General features: G+C 71.8%; 20 protein-coding genes and 1 pseudogene. 13 read left to right on the forward strand and 8 right to left on the reverse strand.

Features of this window, described 5'->3' with window-relative positions; genetic code table 11:
* Nucleotides 1-13: 13 nt before the first annotated feature.
* From D0D28_RS17040 to D0D28_RS17050, 3 genes are read right to left on the reverse strand one after another with little or no spacing between them, the layout of a single operon-like run.
* Entirely contained in the window at nt 14-712 is a 699-nt protein-coding gene (locus D0D28_RS17040) for an SDR family NAD(P)-dependent oxidoreductase (RefSeq protein ID WP_233157315.1), read from the reverse strand.
* Nucleotides 709-1,596, reverse strand: a complete 888-nt coding sequence (locus D0D28_RS17045; protein WP_116111252.1) for a dihydrodipicolinate synthase family protein — start codon at nt 1,594-1,596, stop codon at nt 709-711. The genes D0D28_RS17040 and D0D28_RS17045 overlap by 4 nt, the downstream gene beginning before the upstream one ends.
* Before the next feature lie 3 nt (nt 1,597-1,599).
* Nucleotides 1,600-2,766: a mandelate racemase/muconate lactonizing enzyme family protein gene (locus D0D28_RS17050; RefSeq protein WP_116111253.1), complete on the reverse strand. Its 1,167-nt coding sequence runs from the start codon at nt 2,764-2,766 to the stop codon at nt 1,600-1,602.
* A gap of 59 nt (nt 2,767-2,825) precedes the next feature.
* Between D0D28_RS17050 and D0D28_RS17055 the strand changes: the two genes are divergently transcribed.
* From D0D28_RS17055 to D0D28_RS17070, 4 genes are read left to right on the forward strand one after another with little or no spacing between them, the layout of a single operon-like run.
* The gene (locus D0D28_RS17055; RefSeq protein ID WP_094006179.1) at nt 2,826-3,629 is read left to right on the forward strand and encodes an IclR family transcriptional regulator; all 804 of its coding nucleotides are present in this window, start codon (nt 2,826-2,828) and stop codon (nt 3,627-3,629) included.
* Nucleotides 3,626-4,558, forward strand: a complete 933-nt coding sequence (locus tag D0D28_RS17060) for an NAD-dependent epimerase/dehydratase family protein (protein ID WP_116111254.1) — start codon at nt 3,626-3,628, stop codon at nt 4,556-4,558. Before D0D28_RS17055 ends, D0D28_RS17060 begins: the two co-directional genes overlap by 4 nt.
* A 31-nt stretch (nt 4,559-4,589) precedes the next feature.
* A complete protein-coding gene (locus tag D0D28_RS17065) occupies nt 4,590-5,906 on the forward strand; it encodes an MFS transporter (RefSeq protein WP_116111255.1) in 1,317 nt (438 codons plus the stop codon).
* A gap of 29 nt (nt 5,907-5,935) precedes the next feature.
* Nucleotides 5,936-7,090 (forward strand): glycoside hydrolase family 16 protein, encoded by a 1,155-nt coding sequence (locus D0D28_RS17070; RefSeq protein ID WP_116111256.1) that lies wholly within the window; start codon nt 5,936-5,938, stop codon nt 7,088-7,090.
* Between the two features lie 217 nt (nt 7,091-7,307).
* Here the strand turns inward: D0D28_RS17070 and D0D28_RS36835 are convergent.
* The 3 genes and pseudogenes from D0D28_RS36835 to D0D28_RS17095 all read right to left on the reverse strand — a co-directional run.
* A pseudogene (locus D0D28_RS36835) lies at nt 7,308-7,412 on the reverse strand (rhodanese-like domain-containing protein); the annotation flags it as partial.
* A 309-nt stretch (nt 7,413-7,721) separates the two neighbouring features.
* Nucleotides 7,722-8,114, reverse strand: coding sequence for a rhodanese-like domain-containing protein (locus tag D0D28_RS17090; RefSeq protein WP_116111257.1), 393 nt, complete (start codon nt 8,112-8,114; stop codon nt 7,722-7,724).
* Nucleotides 8,114-8,650 carry a cysteine dioxygenase gene (locus tag D0D28_RS17095; RefSeq protein ID WP_094006184.1) on the reverse strand — a complete coding sequence of 179 codons (537 nt, stop codon included), beginning with the start codon at nt 8,648-8,650 and terminating at the stop codon, nt 8,114-8,116. Before D0D28_RS17095 ends, D0D28_RS17090 begins: the two co-directional genes overlap by 1 nt.
* 299 nt (nt 8,651-8,949) lie before the next feature.
* On the opposite strand from D0D28_RS17095, the gene D0D28_RS17100 reads away from it, so the two are divergent.
* The 5 genes from D0D28_RS17100 to D0D28_RS17120 are packed head-to-tail and all read left to right on the forward strand — an operon-like array spanning nt 8,950 to nt 13,431.
* Complete coding sequence (locus tag D0D28_RS17100) at nt 8,950-9,714, forward strand: ABC transporter ATP-binding protein (RefSeq protein WP_116111267.1); 765 nt, start codon at nt 8,950-8,952, stop codon at nt 9,712-9,714.
* 45 nt (nt 9,715-9,759) lie between these two features.
* Nucleotides 9,760-10,539: an enoyl-CoA hydratase/isomerase family protein gene (locus D0D28_RS17105; protein WP_094006186.1), complete on the forward strand. Its 780-nt coding sequence runs from the start codon at nt 9,760-9,762 to the stop codon at nt 10,537-10,539.
* A 1-nt stretch (nt 10,540) separates the two neighbouring features.
* Entirely contained in the window at nt 10,541-11,494 is a 954-nt protein-coding gene (locus D0D28_RS17110; protein WP_094006187.1) for a class I SAM-dependent methyltransferase, read from the forward strand.
* Nucleotides 11,495-12,640, forward strand: a complete 1,146-nt coding sequence (locus tag D0D28_RS17115; protein WP_094006188.1) for a class I SAM-dependent methyltransferase — start codon at nt 11,495-11,497, stop codon at nt 12,638-12,640.
* Nucleotides 12,641-12,690: 50 nt separating this feature from the next.
* The gene (locus tag D0D28_RS17120) at nt 12,691-13,431 is read left to right on the forward strand and encodes an HAD family acid phosphatase (protein WP_116111258.1); all 741 of its coding nucleotides are present in this window, start codon (nt 12,691-12,693) and stop codon (nt 13,429-13,431) included.
* A 46-nt stretch (nt 13,432-13,477) separates the two neighbouring features.
* Here the strand turns inward: D0D28_RS17120 and D0D28_RS17125 are convergent, their stop codons facing one another.
* Entirely contained in the window at nt 13,478-14,869 is a 1,392-nt protein-coding gene (locus D0D28_RS17125) for a serine/threonine-protein kinase (protein ID WP_116111259.1), read from the reverse strand.
* 1,841 nt (nt 14,870-16,710) lie between these two features.
* On the opposite strand from D0D28_RS17125, the gene D0D28_RS17130 reads away from it, so the two are divergent.
* Nucleotides 16,711-19,095: a DivIVA domain-containing protein gene (locus D0D28_RS17130; protein ID WP_116111260.1), complete on the forward strand. Its 2,385-nt coding sequence runs from the start codon at nt 16,711-16,713 to the stop codon at nt 19,093-19,095.
* 289 nt (nt 19,096-19,384) lie between these two features.
* On the opposite strand, the gene D0D28_RS17135 is transcribed toward D0D28_RS17130, so the two are convergent.
* Entirely contained in the window at nt 19,385-19,993 is a 609-nt protein-coding gene (locus D0D28_RS17135) for a hypothetical protein (RefSeq protein ID WP_116111261.1), read from the reverse strand.
* A 112-nt stretch (nt 19,994-20,105) separates the two neighbouring features.
* On the opposite strand from D0D28_RS17135, the gene D0D28_RS17140 reads away from it, so the two are divergent.
* The 3 genes from D0D28_RS17140 to D0D28_RS17150 all read left to right on the forward strand — a co-directional run bounded on the left by D0D28_RS17140 (nt 20,106) and on the right by D0D28_RS17150 (nt 22,569).
* Nucleotides 20,106-20,543 (forward strand): Hsp20/alpha crystallin family protein, encoded by a 438-nt coding sequence (locus D0D28_RS17140; protein ID WP_094006203.1) that lies wholly within the window; start codon nt 20,106-20,108, stop codon nt 20,541-20,543.
* Between the two features lie 95 nt (nt 20,544-20,638).
* Nucleotides 20,639-22,003, forward strand: a complete 1,365-nt coding sequence (locus D0D28_RS17145; RefSeq protein WP_116111262.1) for an FAD-binding oxidoreductase — start codon at nt 20,639-20,641, stop codon at nt 22,001-22,003.
* A gap of 5 nt (nt 22,004-22,008) precedes the next feature.
* Nucleotides 22,009-22,569, forward strand: coding sequence for an aminotransferase class III-fold pyridoxal phosphate-dependent enzyme (locus D0D28_RS17150; RefSeq protein ID WP_240323245.1), 561 nt, complete (start codon nt 22,009-22,011; stop codon nt 22,567-22,569).
* Nucleotides 22,570-22,592 lie beyond the last annotated feature (23 nt).

Raw genomic sequence — 22,592 nt, forward strand, 5'->3', positions numbered from 1 at the left:
GCGAGATCCGCACTCAGAGGAACCGGGCGCGCAGGTCCGGGCGCAGGAACGCGGCCGGCGAGGCGATCGACAACCCGCCGTCGACCGGGAGCACCGCGCCGGTGACGAACGACGCCCGCGCCGACGCCAGGAACGCCACCGCGTCGGCGACCTCCCGCGGCTCGCCCGTGCGGCGCAGCGGGTAGCCCTCCGCGACGGCGGGCAGGTCCGCCGAGCCGATCATCCCCGGCGCGACCGCGTTGACCCGGATCCCGCGCGGCCCGTACTCCAGCGCCAGCTGCCGCACCAGCCCGTCCACCCCGGCTTTCGCCGCCGCGTAGCCGGGGAGGCCGGGCGCGGCGAGGAAGCCGTTCACCGAGGTCACCGCCACGATGCTGCCCCCGGCCGGCATCACCCGCAGCGCCGCCCGCGCCGGGTAGAAGGCCGCGTCCAGGGTGTTCGCGATCGCCGAGCGCCACTGCTCGTCGGTCGCCTCCGCGGCGGCCGCCACCGGTTGTGCCGCCGCCGCCAGCACCAGCACGTCCAGCCGCTCCAGCGCCGCCACCGCGGCCTCCGCACCCGCCGGGGTCGCGCAGTCGGCGACCACGAACGAGTCGAACGCCGGGTCCGAGACCGGCTCCAGCCCGGCCCCGGCCACGTGGTCGTCCGGGAACGCCGCGGCGATCGCCCGCCCGATGTCCGAGCCGCCGCCGACGACCAGCACGCCCCTCATCCGCGCCACGCCGGCAGCGCCAGCTCGTCCAGGATCTCGGTCAGCGCCTTCTCCGTGCCCGGCTCCAGCGGCCGCGCCGGCAACCGCACTGCGGCCGACTCGATGACCCCGCGCCGCCGCAGGACCTCCTTGTGCACGGCCCACGCCTGCCCCGGCCGGACGCCGAGGTGGATCAACGGCAGCAGCCGGGTGAACGCCGCCCGCGCCTCGGCCCGCCGCCCGCTCGCCAGATCGTCCAGAACGGACCGCAGCGGATCGGCGAACTCGCACGCCGGCATGGTGCCGACCGCGCCGTTGTCGTACTCCTCGATCAGCGCCTGCGCGTTCTGTCCACCCAGGACGGTCAATCCGGTGCGCTCGCGCACCGCGGCCACTTTGGACGGCGTCGGCGGCGCCTCCACCTTGATCGAGGTGATGCCGGGGACGCCGGTGAGCGCAGCCACCGTCGCCACGTCGATCGCCACACCGGTGACCCCGGGCGCGTCCTGGATCATCACCGGCACCCCGGCCGCGGCGACCTCGGTGAAGAACTCGACGACCTGCGCCGGCGACGGCTTGGCGAGGAACGGCGGCAGCACCATCACCTGGTCCGCCCCGCCGTCGCCCGCGGCCCGGACCTGTTCCAGCGCCGTCACCGTGCTGGTGCCGTTGACCCCCGCGATGACCGGCAGCGAAGTCATCGCCCGCACCTCGCGCAGGATGACCGCCCGCTCGGCCGCGGTGAGCGCGAACCCCTCGCTGGCCATGCCGAACACGGCGAGCCCGTCGACCCCGCAGGACAGCTGGAACTCCACCAGCGACCGCAGCGACGGCAGATCGAGTTCGCCGCGAGCGGTGAACGGGGTGGCCAGGATGGGGATGAGACCGGTGGGTGTGTCCGGCACGGGTCAGTTCTCCTTCGCGAGTTCGGTGATCTTCTCGGCGTCCACGTCGATGCCCAGGCCGGGGCCGGTGGGCACGGCGAACCCGGCCGGCCCGGCGGTCAGCGGGCTGCGCAGGATGCTCTGCGCGACCGGGATCGTGTCCGGCTGGTACTCGAAGAACGGGGTGTCCGCACTGGCCGCCGAGACGTGGATCCCGGCCGCCAGGGCGATCCCGAGCCCCACGGAGTGGTGGCACGCGACCGGCACGTGGTGGGCCGACGCGAGTTCCGCGATCGACATCGCCTCGGTGATGCCGGTGCGGGCCACGTCCGGCTGTGCCAGGCGCAGGGCCCGGCGGCCGAGCCAGTCGGCGAACTCGTACCGGTTGCGCATCGCCTCGCCGACCGCGACCGGCGTCCGGATCCGGGCGGCCAGCTCGGCGTGCCCGTCGACGTCCTCGGGCACCAGCGGGGCCTCGAAGAACAACGCCTTGCGCCGGTCCAGCTCCTGGCCCAGCTCGGCGGCTTCGCCGATCCGGTACGCCCAGTGCGCGTCCACCGCGATCCGCATCGACGGCGCGGCTTGCGCGACCGCGTCGAAGGTCGCCAGATCGGCCTCGATGCCCTTGCCGAGCGCGAGCTTGACCAGCGTCGCGCCCTTCCCGGCCCACTCGGCGGCCAGTGCGGCGCGCTCGGCGTCGGTCGGGCGGAGCAGGCCGGAGACGTAGGCCGGGACGTGCGTGCGGACCGCGCCGCCGAGCAGGTCGGCCACCGGCAGGCCGGTCAGCTTGCCGTAGAGGTCCCACAGGGCGATGTCGACGGCGGCCAGCGCGTCAGCCTGGTGCCCGACCAGGTGTCCGCGCTCGCGCATCAGGTCCCGCAGGCCGAGCCAGAGCGGGCGGACGCCGGTGATCTCGTGGCCGGTGAGCCACCCGGCGAGCATCCGGTCGACGATCGCGGCCGGCACCTCGGGCGCGACCGGCGCGAGCGCCTCACCCCAGCCGGTGGTGCCGTCCTCGGCGGTGACGCGGACGAGCATCGTCTCGAACCGGCCGGAGTAGAGGCTGCGCCACGGCTCCCGCACGACGTAGCCGCGGTCCTCGCTCAGCTCACTGCCGTCCTCCAGTTTGCCCAGGTAGGCCTGCGGCCCGGACAGCTTTACGACGTACGTGCTCACCTCGGCTATGCGCATGGTTACCAATCTTTGCATGGGACTTGCGTAATGTGCAAAGTCTCCGCATACTTCGTGTCATGGTTTCCGAAAGCGGTGGCAATCAGAGCGTGGAGCGGGCCTCGGCCGTGCTGAACGCCTTCACCTTGGGCCGGCCCGCGCTGCGGGTGTCCGACGTGGCGGCCGAGGTCGGGCTCGGCATCTCCACCACGTCCCGGCTGCTCGCGACGCTGGAGTCGGTCGAGCTGGTGCGCCGCGATCCGGTGAGCCAGCTCTACGAGCTCGGCCCGGCGGTGCTGACGATGGCCGGCATCGCGCTCAACAACGACCCCATCTACCGGCAGGCGCGTCCGGTCGCGCAGCGGCTGGCCTGGGAACTGGGGCTCGGGGCGAACGTGGCCGTGCGGCGCGGCGCCGAGCTGTTCTACCTGCTCAACGTCGAAGGTCAGCTGGCGCAGAAGTCGTTTTCGCTGATGGGGCAACGCAACCCGCTGCACGCCACCGCGATGGGCAAGAGCCTGCTGCTCGGCCTGTCGCCGGAACAGCGCCGGGACCTGCTGGGCCCGGAGCCGCTGCAGGGCTTCACCGGGCACACCATCACGACGTTCGAGGCACTGGACGCCGACCTGGCCCGCGTGACCGGCCGCGGTTACTCGACCGAGATCGAGGAGCTGGCACTGGGCCGCGCGTGCATCGCCGCGCCGGTGCGGGACCACACCGGCGCGGTCGTCGCCGCGATCTCGCTGTCCGGGGCGCTGTCCGCGATCGCGCTCGACGAGCGGGAGGCCGACCTGGGCCGCACCATCGTGGAGGCGGCCGACAGCGTGAGCATCGGCCTGGGCTACCTCGGCCCGGCGCACACGCCGGTGCGGGAGGTCCGATGAGGATCGCGGTCACCGGCGCCGCGGGACGCCTCGGCCGCACGCTGACCGGACGGCTCGCGGAGCGCGGCCACACCGTGGTGCCCATCGACGTCGCGCCGCCCGTGAGCCTGCCACTGTCCGATCGGGACGGTCTGATCGCCGCGTGCGCGGACACCGATGTCGTCGTGCACCTGGCCGCCCGGATGTCCTGGCAGCGCACCGACGACGCCGCGCTGTTCGAGACCAACGTGCTCGGCACCGCGAACGTGGCCGAAGCGGCGGCTCTGGCGGGCGCGAAGCTCGTGCTCGCCAGCACCGGCGAGGTCTACCCCGAGGGCAACCCGGTCTACCAGCCGCTCGACGAGGACCACCCGCGCGCGCCGACGAGCGCGTACGGGCTGACCAAGAAGCTCGCCGAGGACACTGTGGACTTCTACCGCCGCACGCGCGGGCTGGAAGCCGTGGTGCTGCGGTTCTCCCACTTCCAGGACGCGGCCGAGCTGCTCGACCCGGACAGCTTCTTCTCCGGCCCGCGGTTCTTCCTGCACCGCAAGATCGAACAGCAGCGGGCGTTCGGCAACGCGGCCGCGGTCGCCGCCCTGGAACCGCACGACGACGGCACGACCAAGCTGGTGCTGTCGCGGGGCGAGGACGGCACGCCGTTCCGGATGGGCATCCTGGACACTCGTGACCTGGCGAGCGGTGTCGTCGCCGCCGTCGAAACGCCGGGCCTGGACGGCGAGGTCATCGGGCTCGGTGCGGACGATTCGGTCGATTTCGACTGGCTGGTCCCGGAGCTGGCGCACCGAGCCGGACTGAACTATGTGGACGTTCGCCTACCCGGTCCCGCCGTGCACTACACGACGTCCAACGCGAAGGCCCGCGAACTCCTCGGCTTCACCGTCGAATTCCCCGTCTCCCGCATGATCGCGGAAGCGGAACCGCGCTGATCCCCACTCCGACACGGACAACGAGGTCGTCATGTCTGAACAGGTCGCTGTGCCCGAAACCGTGAGCGCCGACCCGGTGCCCCGCCGGAAAGTGCTGCTCGCCGCGGGCGCGGGACATTTCGTGGAATGGTTCGACATGGGTATTTACGGCACCCTGTCGACCGTCATCGCCGCGAACTTCTTCGCCGCCGGTGACCCGGCCGCGGCGTTGCTGTCGACGTTCGCGGTTTTCGCAGCCGGGTTCGTGATCCGGCCGCTGGGCGGGTTGTTCTTCGGGCCGCTCGCCGACCGGATCGGGCGGCAGCGGGTGCTCGCGATCGTCGTGCTCACCACGTCGCTGGCCACGTTCGCGATCGGCGTGCTGCCCACCTACCACGCGGTCGGCGCGCTCGCGCCACTGCTGCTGGTGGTCGCCCGCCTGGTGCAGGGTTTCGCCGCGGGCGGTGAGACCTCCAGCGCAGTGACGGTGCTGTACGAGTACGCGCCGAAGCACCGGCGCGGGTTCTTCTCCAGCTTCGCCGACACCTTCGGCTTCGCCGCGTTCGTGTTCGGCTCGGGACTGGCGCTGCTGCTGACCGCGTCGTTCGGGGACGCCACGATGACCTCGTGGGCGTGGCGGCTGCCGTTCCTGCTCGCGCTCCCGCTCGGCCTGGCCGGTCTCTACCTGCGGCTCAAGCTGCAGGACACGCCGGAGTTCCGCGAGCTGGAGGCCAAGGGCGAGGTCACCGAGAGCCCGGTGCGGGAGACCTTCCGCACCGGCGGCAAGGCGATGCTGGTGCTGGCCGGGCTGGTCGTGATCAAGGGTGTGGCGCACTGGACGCTGCAGACGTTCATGCCGAGCTACCTGCAGACGACACTGCACTTCACGAAGGTGCAGTCGTTCATCGCCTCGACGGTGTGCCTGGCCGTGGCCGGCGCCGCGGTGCCGTTCGCCGGTGCGTTGTCCGACCGGATCGGCCGTCGTCCGCTGCTGATCGCCGGCACCGCCGGGTTCATCGTGCTGACCTGGCCGTCGCTGCTGCTGATGTCGCTGGGCAACACGTTCCTGGCCGTGCTCGGCATGGTGGTGCTGGGCCTGCTGATCGCGGCCTACGACGGCGCGGTGTCGGCGACGATGGCCGAACTGTTCCCGCCCCGCATCCGCTCCGGCGCGATCGCGATCCCGTACAACATCGCGGTGTCGCTGTTCGGCGGCACGGCTCCCTACATCGCCACGTGGCTGATCTCGGCCAGCGGCTACCGGCTCTCCCCGGCGTTCTACGTGATGCTCACGGCCGCGATCACGCTGGTCACGGTGCTGCGCGTGGTGCGGGAGACGGCCGGCCCCAAGGCGCGCGTCGTGGCCTGAAGTTCCCCATCGGTCAAGGAGGACCCGCAATGCCGAGGTATGCCCTGATCTCCGCCGTGCTCGTCGCGGCCGCCGTGGTGACCGCTCCGGCCGCCACCGCGGCCGGGCCGGTCACCACCCCCGCCGGGCCCGGCTACACGCTGGTGTTCGCCGACGAGTTCAACGACTCCACTGTGGACACCGCCAAGTGGAACTACCGGACCGACCAGAAGGTGAAGAGCGCGCAGCTGCCGGCGAACGTCACCGAGGGCGGCGGGGTGCTGACGCTGAACCTGCGCAAGGAGCAGGTCGGCAGCTACGCCTACACCGCGGGCGGGGTGGTGAGCAAGCAGTCCTTCCGCTACGGCTACTACGAGACGCGGGCGAAGACCCCCGTCGGTTCCGGCTGGCACACGTCGTTCTGGGCGATGGCCGGTGACGGGAGCACCACGTTCAACCCCGACCGGCGCACCGAGATCGACCAGTTCGAGATCAACTCCAGTGCGCCCGGCAGCATCAGCCAGGGCGTCAACGCGTGGAAGCCGGACGGCACGAAGACCGACGTCGGTCGCAAGTGGACCAGTCCGGGGTTCGACACGTCGGCCGGGTGGCACACCTACGGTTTCGACTGGACCGAAAGTCGCGTGGCGTTCTACGTGGACGGCGTGCTGACGAACACGGCGACCTACCCGCCGAGTCTGGACACGCACGACTACGTGAACGTCTGGCTGACCTCGATCGCCTACGAGACGGTCGACGAGAGCAAGCTGCCGGCGACCGCGCAGTTCGACTACGTCCGGTACTACCAGCGCGAGTACTACGTCGACAACGACACGCCCGCCGGCTACGGCTACTCGGAGACCGGCACGTGGCAGGACAGCTCGCTGCCCGGCTTCACGGTGGGCAACGGCTCGCGCTACAGCCAGACCCCCGGTTCGACGGCGACCTGGCGGCCGAACCTGCGCGCCGGGGGAAGTTATGACGTCTGGATCTACCGGGTCCCGTCGTCCGGCAACGACCCGGCGGCGCGCGTGGCGGTGGTCCACAACGGGGTGACGAGCACGGTCACCGCGGATTACACGAGTGGCGGCTGGCTCAAGCTCGGCACGTGGGACTTCCCGGCGGGCACGTCGAGCGCGGTCACACTGACGGCGGGAGCCGCGACCGCCAGGGCAGACGCGGTGAAGTGGGTCCCGGCGGGTTAGGGTACCGCCGGCGTGCCGCCCGGCTGTACCGGCAGCAGCCCCGCGGCACGCCAGGCGCGGAACCCGCCGACCAGGTCCGTCGCCCGGATCGAGCCAAGTTCCTCCCGGCGGGTTAGGAGCGCGGGCGTGCCGGCCCAGGTGATCGGCACGCCCGCACCGCGCCGGGGAACGCGGGCATGCCGCCGCGCGCTCCGATGCACGGCGACCCGGCACCCCGTCAGGGCACCGCGGGCGTGCCGCCCGGCTGCACCGGCAACCCGGCCGCCCGCCAGGCCCGGAACCCGCCCACGAGGTCGGTCGCCCGGCTCAACCCGAGCCGGCGCGGCCTAGTGGACCGCGGGCGTGCCGCTCGGCAGCCGCGCCGCGCCAGGCGGGGAGCTCGCCGCCGGGTCCGTCGCCTGGCCCAACCAAGTTCCCCCCGGGGTCTAGGGCATCGCGGGTATGCCGCCGGCTGCACCGGCAATCCCGCCGCGCGGCAGGCGCGGAATCCCCCGACCAGGTCCGTCACTCGGCTCAACCCAAGGTTCCGCCCCGCGGCCTAGTGGCCCGTGGGCTTGCCCCCGACAGCCGCGCCAGGCGCGGAGCCCGCCGCCAGCTCCGTCGCCCGGCCCCACCAAGTCCCCCCGGCGGCTCAGGGCACCGCGGGCGTGCCGCCCGGCTGCACCGGCAACCCGGCCGCCCGCCAGGCCCGGAACCCGCCCACGAGGTCCGTCGCCCGGGTCAACCCGAGCCGGCGCAGGTCAGCAGCCGCCAGGCTGGACGCGTAGCCCTCGTTGCAGACCACGACCACCGGCAGGTCCGGGTGCACGCCGGGCAGCCGGTGGTCGCTGGCCGGGGCGAGGCGCCACTCCAGGTGGATCCGCTCCACCGGCACCGCGCCCGGGATCTCGCCCTCCGCCTCGCGGTAGCCGAGCGGCCGGATGTCCACGATCAGCCCGCCCTCGGCCTGCAGCCGCCACGCGTCGGCCGGCTCGGCCCGCTCCAGCGTGGACCGGGCCGAGGCCAGCATCTCCTCGACGTCCATCAGGCCACGATGCCGGGCAGCGGCGGGATCTCGGCGGGCACGTCGGCCAGACTGGCGTACTCGCGCGTCGGCACGAGCGGCGGCGAGTACGCGTGGATGCTCGCCGACGGCGCCGCGCCCGCGCCAGTCACCTGGTGCGCCCGCCCGGCACCGAATCCGATTCCGTCGCCCGCGACGTGCGTGCGCTGCCGGACTGGTCCGCCCGGGTAGCGGTACTCCTCGGACAGCTCGCCGCGCAGCACGGTGAACGAGCCGGCCGCGCCGCCGTGGTCGTGCGGCTTGGTGCCCTGCCCGGGCAGCCAGGTCAGCACCCACAGCTCGATGCCCTCGGTCAGGGCGAGCCGCGCCCACCACCGCTGGTCGGCGTCGAAGTGCAGGAACCGGCTGATCTCGTCGCCGAGTTCGAGCGTGACGGTGCGGGTCAGGCCGGCGAGCTGGGTCGGCGTCCACAACAGCCGCTCGGGGTGCAGCAGATCCTCGAGCGCGCTGCCGATCAGACGGGGGTGGATCTCGGACGAACGCAGGACGGAGGTCACGGAAACTCCAGGGGTTGGTCGCGATCATGGGGCACGGCAGGACGCGGCACGGCTCAGCGACCATGCCGCGTCGGGCTACACCCGCACGACGCGACCAGCACCAGGTCCACGGCACGATTGCGCCAGAAGCGGCGCCGCGGGTACCGGGAGGTGCTCACGAAGCGCATCGTGCCACGGGATCCGGCTACCCGCTGTGACGTCTCACCAAGTGGTACGGGGGCGGCGGGACTCCGGCGGCGCCCGGCGGCCACAATGGGCCCGTGAGCGAGCCGAACGACCTTGACGATCTCGTGGTGCGGATGGCCGGGGTGGGGGTCCGCCGCGGGACCAACGACCTCCTGGCCGGCCTCGACTGGACGGTGGAGCTGGACGAGCGCTGGGTGGTGCTGGGTCCCAACGGCGCCGGCAAAACCACCCTGCTCCGGCTCGCGGCCGCCGAGCTGCACCCGACCACCGGATCGGTCCACCTGCTGGGCGAGCAGATCGGCCGCACCAACATCTTCGACCTGCGCCCGCGCATCGGGTTCACCTCCGCGGCGATCGCCTCGCGCGTGCCGGGCGACGAGAAGGTCAGCGATGTCGTGGTCAGCGCCGGCTACGCGGTGATCGGCCGCTGGCGCGAGCAGTACGACACGATGGACACCGGCCGCGCCGAGGAGCTGCTGGGCGTCATGGGCATCCGGCACCTGGCCGGGCGCGACTACGGCACCCTGTCCGAGGGCGAGCGCAAGCGCACCCTCATCGCCCGCGCCCTGATGAACGACCCCGAGCTGCTGCTGCTCGACGAGCCCGCCGCGGGCCTCGACCTGGGCGGCCGCGAGGACCTGGTGGCCCGGCTGTCCGAGCTGGCGCTCGACCCGGACGCGCCGGCCATGGTGCTCGTCACACACCACGTCGAGGAAATTCCGCCAGGCTTCACCCACGCGCTGCTGCTGCGCGAAGGCCGGGCAGTGGTAGCGGGCCTGATCGACGACGTGCTCACCGCCGAGAACCTGTCCAAGACGTTCGACCAGGACCTCGTCCTCGAACGCTCGGGTGACCGCTTCTTCGCGCGTCGCCGGTAAGGTCACCCCTACCAGCCGGTAGGCACGATCAAGGAGGAGGCCAGCGTGGGCGAGTTCGTACGGCTCGAGGTGGACGGCGGGATCGGCACGATCCGGCTGGAGCGGCCCCCGGTCAACGCGATCAACGGCCAGGTCACGGCCGAGCTCGCGGTGGCCGCGCAGGAGGCGGCCGAGCGGTCCGACGTGCGCGCGGTGATCCTTTACGGCGGGGAGAAGACCTTCTGCGGCGGCGCCGACGTCAAGGAGATGGTCACCCGCTCCTACGTCGAGATGCGGTCCTTCGGCGCGAAGCTGCAGAACACGGTGGCCGCGGTCGCCGCGATTCCGAAGCCGGTCGTCGCCGCGATCACCGGGTACGCCCTGGGCGGCGGGCTCGAGCTGGCCCTGGGTGCGGACTACCGGATCGCCGGCGACAACGTGAAGGTCGGCCAGCCGGAGATCCTGCTCGGCATCATCCCCGGCGCGGGCGGCACGCAGCGGCTGTCCCGGCTGATCGGCCCGAGCAAGGCCAAGGACCTGGTGTTCACCGGCCGCTTCGCCAAGGCCGAGGAGGCGCTGTCGCTGGGCATCGTGGACCAGCTGGTCGCCCCGGACGACGTCTATTCGGCGGCGCAGAAGTGGGCCGGGCAGTTCGTCAACGGCCCGGCGGTCGCGCTGGCGCAGGCCAAGGCCGCGATCGACGGCGGTCTGGACATGGACCTGGCCAGCGCGTTGAAGCTGGAGACGCAGCTGTTCACGGCGCTGTGGGCGACCGAGGACCAGACCGCGGGTATGACCTCCTTCGTGGAGAACGGCCCCGGCAAGGCCACCTTCGAAGGGAAGTGACGTGACCACGGACCCCGCGCCGAACCCGCACGCGACCGAGGAAGAGGTCCAGGCGGCGTACTCGGACCCCAAGCTGGCCAACATCCTCTACCACGACTGGGAGGCCGGCACCTACGACGAGAAGTGGTCGATCTCCTACGACGAGCGCTGCATTTCCTACGCCACCGACGTGTTCAACGCCGTCGCCGGTGAGGAGGGCCAGCCCTACCCGACCGCGATGGAGCTGGGCAGCGGCACCGGCTTCTTCCTGCTCAACCTGATGCAGGGCGGTGTGATCAAGAAGGGGTTCGTCACCGACCTCTCGCCGGGCATGGTGGAGGTCGCGCTGCGCAACGCCCGCAACCTGGGCCTGGATGTGGACGGCCGGGTCGCCGACGCCGAGCGCATCCCGTACCCGGACGACAGCTTCGACCTGGTGGTCGGGCACGCGGTGCTGCACCACATCCCGGACGTGCCGGGCGCGCTGCGCGAGGTGCTGCGGGTGCTCAAGCCGGGCGGCCGGTTCGTCTTCGCCGGTGAGCCGACGAAGATCGGCAACTTCTACGCGCGCAAGCTGGGCCAGCTGACCTGGTGGCTGACCACCAACGTCACCAAGGTGCCCGCGCTGAGCGGCTGGCGGCGCCCGCAGGAGGAGCTGGACGAGTCCTCGCGCGCGGCGGCGCTGGAGGCCGTGGTCGACATCCACACGTTCGACCCGTCGGAGCTGGAGCGCATGGCGCTGGGCGCCGGGGCGGTCGACGTCCGTGCGGTCACCGAGGAGTTCTCCGCGGCGCTGGCCGGGTGGCCGATCCGCACGTTCGAGGCGGCGGTGCCGCAGGAGAAGCTGACCGTGCGGTGGCGGATGTTCGCCTACCACCTGTGGCTGCGGCTGTCCGCGCTGGACAAGAAGGTGCTGTCCAAGGTCCTGCCGCGCGAGCTGTTCTACAACGTGATGATCACCGGCACCAAACCGTAAGTGCCCTACGCGTTCACCCTCGACGACGTCGCCTTCCTCCGCTCGGAGGAAGGCGCACGTGCGTTGGCCTCGTGTGACGCGTTGCCGCTGACCGACCGGGTCGCGGACGTGGCCGCCGTGCGCAAGCTGGTGGGCGAGCGGTTCGCCGCGGTGCTGGAGACGGTGCTGCTGCGGCGCAGGGGCAAGCTCGACCCGTCCTGGCTCTACACCGGTGACGCGCTGCAGCAGGCGAGCGTGCCCGCGGTGGCCCGGCACCGCGCCGAGCGGCTGGCCGGGCGCGATGTGCACGACGTGACCTGCTCGATCGGCGCCGACCTGGCCGAGCTGGCCCGGGTCGCGCACAGGTGTGTTGGTTCCGACCTGGACCCGGTGCGGCTGGCGATGGCGCGGCACAACTGCCCGGGGGTGCCGCTGGTCCGGGCCGACGCGTTGCGGCCGGTCAGCCGGGACGCGGTGATCGTCGCCGATCCGGCCCGCCGCGATTCGTCCGGGCGCCGGACCTGGCGGCCTGCCGACTTCGCGCCGCCGCTGGACGAGCTCGCGGCGGTCTACGCGGGCCGGGACCTGGCCGTGAAGTGCGCGCCCGGCCTGGATCCGGCGGCGGTGCCCTGGGCGGCGGAGATCGAGCTGGTGTCGCTCGACGGCCAGGTGCGGGAGGCGTGCGTGTGGAGCGCGGGCCTGGCCACCGCCTCGCGGCGAGCGACCGTGCTGCGCTCGGACGGTACACAATGGACGATCACCGACCGGGACCCGTCGGACGCCGGGGCCGCCGCGCCCGGCGAGTGGATCATCGACCCGGACGGCGCGGTCGTGCGGGCCGGGCTGGTGAAGCACTACGCGGCCCGGCACGGGTTGTGGCAGCTCGACGAGCGCATCGCCTACCTGACCGGCGACGTGCCGCCGCCGGGCGTGCGGGCGTTCCGCGTCCGCGAACACGGTCCCTACCAGGAGAAATCCCTGCGCACGCTGCTGCGCGCCCGTGCGGTCGGACGGCTGGAGATCCTGGTCCGCGGACTGGACGTCGACCCGGACGCGCTACGCAAGCGGCTCAAGCTCGCGGGCGACCAGGAGGCCACGGTGGTGCTCACGCGCATCGGCCGCACACCCCACTTCTTCCTCTGTCGCGCGGAGCGCATCCCCGGGTAGGTTCCCGTCTCGTGCATCGTTCACGAGGAGGATTCATGCTGCGTGAAAAAATGTCCGGTTTGGTCAAGTTGGCCGCCGCGGCCGCGATCGGCGCGACCGTTGCCGGGGGCAGCACCGCGCTCGCGACCTCGGGTGGCAACCACGAACCGGACAACCTCGGCCAGGTCAAGCTGGACGTGCAGGAGTACTACGGCAACTGGGTCGACGCCGCCGGCAAGCACCACGAGTCCGGCGACAGCCGGTGGGCCGCCGACGTCCGCCGCCAGGTCGACCAGGCCCAGCGCTACCTCGCGATCCGCCTGCAGCAGGGCGTGCGCAACCCGGCGATCGTGCTCGACATCGACGACACCTCCGAGGTCACCTACGGCTGGGAGGCCGACAACGACTTCGGCTTCGACCCGGTCGAGCAGGAGAAGGCGATCGACGACGGCGCGTTCGCGGCGATCCGGCCGACGCTGGAGCTGGCGAACTGGGCCGCGCAGCACGGCGTGCGGGTCTACTTCCTGACCGGGCGCAAGGAGCACCAGGGCCCGGCGTCGCTGAAGAACCTCGCCAACGAGGGCTACCCGGCCCCGGCCGCGGCGTTCTTCAAGCCGGAGACCAGCGCGCCGGACTACCTGCCGTGCGGGCTGACCTGCACCACCGTGCAGTACAAGTCCGGCACGCGGGCGCACATCGAGTCGACCGGGGCGACGATCGTGCTCAACCTCGGCGACCAGTACAGCGACCTCGACGGCGGCCACGCCGAGCGCGCGGTGAAGCTGCCGAACCCGATGTACTACCTGCCCTGAGGCGGGATCACGCCGCCCTCGCCCGGTTCGCGCACCGCGATGCGTCCTACCGGACGAGGGTGTCGGTGTTGATCAGCCAGGTGCCGTCGCGCTGGATCATGCCCAGGTGGTGCCGCTCGCGGGAGTGCGAGCCGCCCTTGACGAAGTCGACCGTGACCTCGACGGTGTCGGCGTCGACCTGGCGTGGTCCGCCGACGATGCTCACCGAGGTGATGGTGGACCAGAATCTGACGTAGCTCGCCTTGCCCTGGGCCTGCAGCGCGGGGCCCAGGCGGGTCCAGCCGGCGTCGGTGTTGCCCGGCATCATCGCGTAGTAGTCGCTGACCGCCTGCACCGGCGAGCCGCCGGCCGGGGCGGGGTTGCTGGTCGCCGTCTTGGTCACGGTGGTGACGCTGGTCGACGGCGGCGCCGCGCTGCTGGACTCGGGGGCGGGCGCGGCCGAGGACGTGTCGGCGGGCGCGGCGGTGTCCCCGGTCGAGGAGGGCAGCAGGACGACGAGCGCCACGACCACGGCGGCGACGACGGCCAGCGCGGCGCCGGCGTAGGCGAGTCTTCGCCGGGATGGCTGGGGCGGCGGCACCGGGTCGACCTTCGTGGTGGCCGTCATCATGGCGAGTTTGCCCAGTTCAGCGGCCAGTTCGGCCATCGTCGGGCGGGCCTTGGGGTCGACCTGGAGCATGCGGGTGAGCACGCCGGTGAGCGGCCCGGCCTGCTCCGGCGGGGCGATCCGGCCGGCGGCGGCCGCGTAGAGCAGCGCCATCTGGTTCTCGGTGTCGCCGTAGGGCATGCGGCCCTCGACCGCGGTGTAGAGCGTCGCGCCGAGGGAGTAGACGTCGGACTCCGGGCCGGGCTGCTCGCCGCGGGCGGCCTCGGGGGAGAGGAAGGCGGGCGTGCCGGCGAAGTGGCCGCTGCCGGTGAGGGTGCCGTCGTCGGCGGCCTTGGAGATGCCGAAATCGGTGATCTTCGCGGTGCCGTCCTCGCCGAGCAGGATGTTGCCCGGTTTGACGTCGCGGTGCACGATGCCGGCGGCGTGGGCGGCGGCCAGCGCGGAGGCCGCGTGGGCGCCGATGCGGGCGACCTCGCCCGGCGGGAGGCTGCCCCGCTCGGCGAGGACCTCGGCCAGGCTGTGCGAGGGGAGGTATTCCATCACCAGGACGGGTTTGCCGTCGTCGTCGGCCACGTCGAACACGGTGATGGCGTGCGGGTGCTGCAGTCGGGCGGCCAGGCGGGCCTCGCGGAAGGAGCGTTTGCGGGCCTGCTCGGCCTCTTCCGGGGTGAGCCGCGGCGGTAGCAGAAGTTGTTTCACCGCAACGGTTCGGTCGAGTAGTTGATCGGTCGCCTCCCAGACGACGCCCATCGCGCCCCCGCCGATGTGACGCTGCAGCCGGTAACGGCCGGCGATCGTGCGCGCGTTGTCCTGCCCCTCGGTCTCCGTCACCCGGCAAGGCTACGGTGTCGGCTCCTGGCGCCGCGCGGCAAACACCTCGAAACCGGCGCAGTCCGAAGTCGAGCCGGCCCTCCACGTCCGGGCGGCCCGTGAACTTGCCCGAAAGAGTCAAGTGGGTGTTGAGGCATCCGGCGAGTGAAGCCCACCGCGGCTCGCGACCAGACACGACACGCAGTGACGGCACGACGCCGTGCAGGCCGCCATCGCGCGGCGGCGCCGGACCGGCCAGAGATGCCGCCGGCAGGCGCGCCACGGCAACGCGAGTAGACGCGTCACCCGGCGGCTGCCCGGGACGGCGCCGCCCTGAGCGTGCCCCCGGCCACCAGCAGCCGCTCCTTGCCGCGAACGTGCCGGTGGCCGTGACACCGAGCCCGTCGCGTGGGCGAGGAACCGAGCCGCGCACCCGATCCCGAGCCCCCCCCCCCACTCCTCCGCGGCCCGAGATCGATACCCGCGGCGCCCGTGACCTGGGAAGAGTCGCCCGCACCTCGGGTTGCGTTCAGACAGCGCCCACGAAACCCCAGCTCGGCGCGCGCCACCCGCGCTGCCCCCTTCGCGGGACGCCGACTTCACGCAGTGCCCGTCCTCCCGCCCGGGGATGCCGCGCTGCACCCGCCAGGGCCTTTCGGACTTGCGGGGAGTGAACGCCTGCCCCGCCTCGACTGAGGGGCTCCGCAGCCGCACCCAACCTTGCCTCGATCGAAGTGAACCCCTTGCCCGCGGCCGCGAACTCCGCGGCTGCGCGCGGTTTTCCGTCGCTCGGGGCGAGGGCCTGCCCCTCGATCTCGCCTGCGAGCTCCGAGGCCCTGCCCGATTTTGCCTCGATCGGAGCGAACGCCTGACCCGCAATCTCGCCCGCGGGTGTTCCGCGGTCGCGTCCGACTTTGCGTCGGTCGGGGTGGGCGCTTGACCTTCGGCTTTGGCTGCAGGGGCTTCGCGGCGCCGCCCGATGTTGCCTCAACCGGCGTGAGCCCCATCCTCGGCTGCGTGCTCCGTGGTCGTGCCCGGTTTTGCGCCGGTTGGGGTGGGCGCTGACCTTCGGCTTTGGCTGCGGGCGCTCCGCTGCCGCGCCCGACCTTGCCTCGACCGGAGTGAGCCCCACCCCCGGCTGCGAGCTTCGTGGTCGTGCCCGATTTTGCCTCGATGGGCGCGAACGCCTGACCCTCGATCCGGGCTGCGGGTGCTCCGCGGTTGCATCGACTTTGCGTCGATCGGGATGAGCGCTTGACCTTCGGCTTTGGCTGCGGGGCTCCGCTGCCGCGCCCAACCCTTGCCTCGACCGGAGTGAGCCCACCCCCGGCTGCGTGCTCCGTGGTCGTGCCCGATTTTGCCTCGATCGGCGCGAGCGCCTGCCCCTCGATCTCACCTGCGGGTGCTCCGCGGTTGCGTCCGACTCGGCGTCGGCCGGGGTGAGTGCCTGCCCCTCGGCCTCGGTCGCGTGGGCTCCGCAGCCGCGCCAGACTTTGCCTCGACCGGGAGTTGAAGGTTCATCGCCGGCACCGCCGTTGCCGAGCTCCGCGGGATGGGCGCCCGCGAACGCCCGCTTGCACAGGGTGATCACCGGCTCGAACGCGAGGCATCCGAACGTCGGCCTCGGCAATACGCGCAGGTGAACCGGACGGATGCTCGTTGCCGTGCATGAGTTCCGCCCACGGCGCGTGCCGCCATCCGGTTGGAACGCCGGCTCCCGGGAAGCAATCCGGAGACGTCACAGGAGAAATTCGATTCGCCGGGCCCCGCGGGTGGACGGCGGGCGCGGATGAGAGGATGCTGGGCAGTGGCAGGCTTTCACCAGTTTTGTCCACTCAGGACAGTCTCTTCGGGAGGTGCGGATGACGGCCGTGGACGCTCGCGAGGATCTGGTGCCACTGCGGACGGATTTCGACCGCTCGTGGCGTGGTTACGATGCTCGCCAGGTGCAGGCGTACGTCCGCGCCGTCGAGGCTGACCTGCGGATGGTGATCGCCGATCGGGACGCGGCCGCGGCCGCCGTCGAGCGTCTCGCCGCGCAGATGGAGGAACTGCGCTCGGAGAACGACGCCCTGTGCGCGAAGATCGACCGGATCAGCCGGACGCCGATCGAGGCGGAGGGGCTGACCGAGCGGTTGCTGCGGATGGTGGAGCTGGCCGAGGACGAAGCCGCGGAGGTCACCGAACGGGCCCGGCTGGCGGCCGAGCGGAGCTGGGCCGCGGCCGAGCAGGCGGCCGGTCGCCTGCGGGAACGGCACGAGCGCCTGGTCACCGAGCTGGACGCCCGGCGTCGGCAGATGGCCGAGGAGCAGGCCGAACTGATGCGCCGCACCCAGGCCGAGGTGGACCTGATGACGCGTCAGGCCACGCAGAGCAGGCACAAGCTGGATGAGCAGGCCGCCCGCCGCCGCGCCGAGATCGAGAGGGACTTCGAAGAGGCGATGGCCGTCCGCCGCGCCACGTCGCTGCGGGTGATCGCCGAACGTGAAGCCGAGGCCCGCGCCAAAGCGGACGAACTGGTCTCAACCGCCCAGGCTAAGGCCAATGACCTGCTGAGTTCCGCCCGCAGCGAAGCGGAAGAGACGCTGACCTCAGCCCGCGCCGAGGCTGATCGCCTGCTGACCTCGGCCCGCGCTGAATCGGACGAAACGCTGACGTCAGCCCGCACCGAGGCGGAGGAGACGCTGTCCTCGGCCCGCGCGGAGGCTGATCGCTTGTTGTCGTCGGCCCGCGCTGAATCGGAAGAGACGCTGACGTCAGCGCGCGCCGAAGCGGACGAAACGCTGACATCGGCTCGTGCGGAGGCAGAGGAAACGTTGACCACCGCCCGCGCCCAGGCCGAGGAGACGCTGTCCTCGGCCCGCGCGGAGGCTGATCGCCTGCTGACCTCTGCCCGCACTCGCGCCGACGACCTGCTGCGTTCTGCCCGAGCCGAAGCCGAGGCCGCCACGATTTCAGCTCGCACCCGCGCCGATGACCTGTTGACCTCCGCGCGCAGCGAGGCGGAGACCACGGTGACGTCGGCCCGCACGCGCGCGGACGACCTGCTGGCCTCCGCCCGCGCCGAGGCGGAGACCACGGTGGCCTCGGCCCGCACGCGCGCCGAGGAGCTGCTGGCCTCCGCCCGCGCCGAAGCCGAGGAGACGTCCACCTCGGCCCGGGCCGAGGCCGAACAGACGCTGTCCTCGGCTCGGGCGGAAGCCGAAGCCCTGCAGGCCAAGGCCGCCGAGCGGGAGGCCGACGCCCGCGCGAAGGCCGATGAGCTGGTCGCCCAGGCGGAGAAGCTCAGCGCCGACGCCCAGTCCCGGGCCGAGTCGCTGGTCGCCGAGGCCACCGCTCGAGCCGACGCGAAGCTCACCGACGCGACCACGCGCGCCGACTCCCTCCTGGCCGACGCAACGAGGCGCGCGGACACCATGGTCGCGGAGGCCACCGACCGGGCGAGCGCCCTGGTCGCAGCGGCGACCGCCCGCGCTGAGGACAAGGTCACCCGCGCCAGCGCCCAAGCCGAAAAACTGCTGGCCGAAGCAACCGCCGAAGCGCGCCGACGCACCGACGAGGCCACCGCGAAGGTCACCGAACTGAGCAAGATCCGGGAGGACACGGCCGAGCGCCTCCGCGCGGTCAACACCCTCCTGACCGAGGCAACCCCACTCCTGACCGAGACGAAACGCCCGGCAGAGACGACGCGCCTGGGCAAGGCAACCCCACACCTGCCGGACACAGCCCGACGCCCAGTGGAGGCGGCGCACGTGGGTGAGGCGGCTCCAGGCCTACCGGAGACAGCTCGTCGCCCGGTAGAGGCGGCGCACGCGGGCGAGGCGGCCCCACGGCTACCCGAAACAGCCCGTCGCCGTACGGAAGCGGCGCACGGGGACGGGGCAACCCCAGACCTGCCCGAGACAGCCCGTCGCCCGGCGGAGGCGGCGCGCGTGGGCGAGGCGGCCCCACGGCTGCCCGAGACAGCCCGACGCCCAGTGGAGGCCGCGCGCGTGGACGAGGCGACCCCCCACCTGCCGGAGACCTCACCCCTGAGCGAAACCGCCACAACAACGGCCCAGCCGCAAGCCTCGGCCGACCCGGCTCCCGCCTCAGCCAGCACGGCTCCCGCTATCGAGGGACATGCCGGCCAGCCCGAAGAGGCCGCCGCCTCGGCAGGCAAGGCTCCGTCGGTCCCGCGCGTCGAGATCGCGGTCCCGGAACAAGCCTCCGCCCCCGAGAAGTCCCCAGCGGAAGTCGTGCCCTGAGACGCCTTTGCTGAGGGCTGCTCTCTGACGTGGGGTTACACGTACCCGTCAGACGTATAGCCTGCTGGTCCCGTGCGCCCCGAGATGGGTTGCAGGCTGAGCCCTGGGTGACGATTGGTGGAAGCCACGCCCGCTTCACCCAATGCGACACCTCGCTCCTGCTCGGTTCACGCAAGGTCAGCGGTGAAGCGCTCCGGCCCACCTCCCCGGCCAGGCAGGCTTCCCGGGCTCCACGGCCGACCCCACCTTGCCGAGCTGAGTCCGTTCTATCCCACTCCCTCGCCGTCGGTCAGGAACTGCTGCCCGCCCGGGACGATTGCCTCCTCTCCTGGGTCTCCCGACGAACCCGGTCCATGTGCTCGCTGACAGCCGAAATCTCGACCGCCAGTTGGGGGTATGCGTGGTCGAGGTACTGGCTCACCCCCGTCAGCGGCGTCAGCAGGGCCGCAGCGTCGTCCTCGGCCAGTGCCCGCCGGACCTTGCCGACTCCCGGCACTCCTTTCAGCGCGCTGATTTGCCCGGCCAGCCGGCGCAGCGATGCCGAGTTCTCGCGCGCCCACTGGGTGACCGCCTTCTCTTCCGCGCGGCGGTCCCGGGTCTCCTGTACCCGCTCGTCGGCCGTGTTGGCGCTGCCCGCGGCATCCCGGAGCCGCAGGTAGCGACGCTCGGCCGCCTGCCTGCTCGCCACACCGAGCGCCGGCGCCAGCTCCGCCCAGCTGGCCCCCGCCTCGCGTGCGGCCTCGATGAGCTGCGGTTCCCAGGCCGTCAGCTCGTCCCGCAGAGCTCGCAGCACCTCGAGTGCGGCGAGCACCTTCCTCGGGTCGTCCCCGGCGGTGGCTTCGCCGAGGACACCCTCCACCAGTTCCAGCGCGTGATGCATGTTCTCGTAGGGCGGCACAATGTCATCATGCCGATGACATTGTGACTTGTCAACGGAGCGACGACGCGCTATAACTGTGGTGTGCGACGTCAACGTCCAAGGTGAACGAGACCAGAGGAGGTGTGGCCAGATGTTGATGCGCACCGATCCCTTCCGTGAACTGGACCGCCTGACCCAGCAGGTGTTCGGCCAGGGGCCCGGAACGTGGTCGCGCCCCGCGGTGATGCCGATGGACGCCTATCGCGCGGGTGACGAGTTCGTGGTCGTGTTCGACCTGCCCGGCGTGGACCCGGACGCGATCGAGCTGGACATCGAACGCAACGTACTGACCGTCAAGGCGGAGCGGCGCCCCTCCGCCACTGGTGACAACGTCGAGATGCAGGTGGCCGAGCGGCCGCTCGGGGTGTTCTCCCGTCAGCTCTTCCTGGGCGACACGCTCGACACCGACAACATCAAGGCGGGCTACGAGGCCGGGGTGCTGACGCTGAGGATCCCGGTCGCCGAGGCCGCCAAACCGCGCAAGATTGCTATCGAGAGTGGTGAGAACCGCAAGGAGATCACCGCCTGAGACCACTCCAGAGGGGGTGATGCCCGGATGCACGCGGGCGAGCGCCCGGGCATCACCCGGTTCTCTCGCCGACCTTCGCCCGATACGGTGAGTTCGTGGGACTCATCGCCGAGCTCGAGGCTGATTTCGTCACGACCGACCCGGACGTGCTGGCCGGTTACCGATTCGACCAAGCCGGTTTCGGCACCGCCGGCGTGCCGGTGGCGCTGGCACGGCCGACCGACACCGAAGAAGTAGCACGAATTCTGCGTGTCGCTTCCCGGCACCGGATCCCTGTCGTCCCACAGGGTGCCCGGACGGGACTGTCAGGCGGAGCGAACGCGGTCGACGGGGCGATCCTGCTCTCGCTGGAGCGGATGACCCGCATCCTGGACATCGACGAGATCAACCACACGGCAACTGTGCAGCCGGGGGTCGTGAACGCGGTCCTGTCCCACGCGGTCGAGGACAAGGGCCTGTTCTACCCGCCCGACCCCGGCTCATGGGAGTCGTCGACGATCGGTGGCAACGTCGCCACCAACGCCGGTGGGCTGTGCTGCGTGAAGTACGGCGTCACCAGCGACTTCGTCCGTGAACTGGAAGTGGTGCTCGCCGACGGGCGAGTACTGCGGACGGGCCGCCGCACCGCCAAGGGTGTAGCCGGGTACGACCTGGTGCGGCTGTTCACCGGCTCGGAGGGCACGCTCGGGGTGATCACCGAGGTGACCGTGGCGCTGAGGCCGGTGGCGGAGGCGCCGTTGACGGCGGTCGCGTTCTTCGCGGCGCCGCCGGCGGCGTGCCGGACGGTAACGGAATACCTGAGCAGCGGGCAGCGTCCGTCGGTGCTCGAGTTGATGGACAAGCCCACGATCGACGCGGTCGCGGCGTACCGCGACCTGGGGTTTCCGGACGATGTCGAGGCCGTGTTGATCGCCCAGTCCGATCGGGGCCCCGCGGCACCGCACGACCTCGAGGCGTTCGCGAAGGTCGCGCGGTCCTGCGGGGCGACCGAAGTGCTCGTGGCGAGCGACCGCACCGAGGCGGACCTGCTCATCGCGGCGCGACGGTTGGCTGGGGTCGCGATGGAACAGCTCGGTGACCGGCTTGTCGACGACGTGTGCGTGCCTCGTTCACGGCTGGCGGAGTTCTTCGAAGGAGTCACCGCCATCTCCCGTGAGCACGACGTGCTGATCCCGACGTGCGGGCACGCGGGGGATGGCAACATGCACCCGAACGTGGTCTTCGACGCCGCGGACCCGGACTCGGTGCGACGCGGGCAGGCCGCGTTCGACGCGATCATGGCGCTCGGTCTCCGGCTGGGCGGCACGATCACGGGCGAGCACGGCGTGGGCATGCTGAAACGAGACTGGCTGGAAAGGGAGCTGGGCGAGGTGGGCGTGTCCGTTCACCAAGCGGTCAAGCAGGCGTTCGACCCGCTGGGAATTCTCAACCCCGGCAAGGTCGTCCGCCCGCTACCGTGAGGGGCATGGACACAGCACTGTGGCATCCGTTCTCGGACATGGCGGTCGTCCAGGACGACGAGTTCGTCCTCGAGCGCGGCGAGGACGTGTGGGTCTACGACACGACCGGCAACCGCTACCTGGATGCCACGGCGAGCCTCTGGTACGCCAACGTGGGGCACGGCCGGGCGGAGATCGCCGAGGCGGCCGCCGAGCAGATGCGCAAGCTCGCCGGCTACTCGATCTTCGGTGACTTCGCCAACGAACCGGCGCGCGCCCTCGCGGGGCGGCTGGCCGGGCTCGCGCCGATGCCGGACGCCAAGGTCTTCCTCACCACCGGCGGTGGCGAGGCGATCGACAGCGCCGTCAAGATCGCGCGCCGCTACCACGTGGTGCAGGGGCAGCCCGAGCGGGTGCACGTCATCAGCCGGACGAACTCCTACCACGGCACCAACGGCATCGGCACCGGTGTCGCCGGGATCGAAGGGACTGTTTCAAGATCGGTGTTTCTGGCCCGACACGCCGGGCTGAGGTCCGGCGGGATGGGCACTGTGAGTGATGACATCTGGGGCTGTGACTCCACGTAAGAGTGAGAAGCGGTTGTCACCGG

It is taken from the genome of Amycolatopsis ruanii (assembly GCF_003385175.1).
GTDB lineage: Bacteria > Actinomycetota > Actinomycetes > Mycobacteriales > Pseudonocardiaceae > Amycolatopsis_E > Amycolatopsis_E thermalba.

Coding starts and splice junctions, on each gene's coding strand:
- D0D28_RS17040 (WP_233157315.1), bottom strand. CDS start 712: ATGAGGGGCGTGCTGGTCGTCGGCGGCGGCTCGGACATCGGGCGGGCG.
- D0D28_RS17050 (WP_116111253.1), bottom strand. CDS start 2,766: ATGCGCATAGCCGAGGTGAGCACGTACGTCGTAAAGCTGTCCGGGCCG.
- D0D28_RS17055 (WP_094006179.1), top strand. CDS start 2,826: ATGGTTTCCGAAAGCGGTGGCAATCAGAGCGTGGAGCGGGCCTCGGCC.
- D0D28_RS17060 (WP_116111254.1), top strand. CDS start 3,626: ATGAGGATCGCGGTCACCGGCGCCGCGGGACGCCTCGGCCGCACGCTG.
- D0D28_RS17065 (WP_116111255.1), top strand. CDS start 4,590: ATGTCTGAACAGGTCGCTGTGCCCGAAACCGTGAGCGCCGACCCGGTG.
- D0D28_RS17070 (WP_116111256.1), top strand. CDS start 5,936: ATGCCGAGGTATGCCCTGATCTCCGCCGTGCTCGTCGCGGCCGCCGTG.
- D0D28_RS17090 (WP_116111257.1), bottom strand. CDS start 8,114: ATGGACGTCGAGGAGATGCTGGCCTCGGCCCGGTCCACGCTGGAGCGG.
- D0D28_RS17100 (WP_116111267.1), top strand. CDS start 8,950: ATGGCCGGGGTGGGGGTCCGCCGCGGGACCAACGACCTCCTGGCCGGC.
- D0D28_RS17120 (WP_116111258.1), top strand. CDS start 12,691: ATGTCCGGTTTGGTCAAGTTGGCCGCCGCGGCCGCGATCGGCGCGACC.
- D0D28_RS17130 (WP_116111260.1), top strand. CDS start 16,711: ATGACGGCCGTGGACGCTCGCGAGGATCTGGTGCCACTGCGGACGGAT.
- D0D28_RS17140 (WP_094006203.1), top strand. CDS start 20,106: ATGTTGATGCGCACCGATCCCTTCCGTGAACTGGACCGCCTGACCCAG.
- D0D28_RS17150 (WP_240323245.1), top strand. CDS start 22,009: ATGGACACAGCACTGTGGCATCCGTTCTCGGACATGGCGGTCGTCCAG.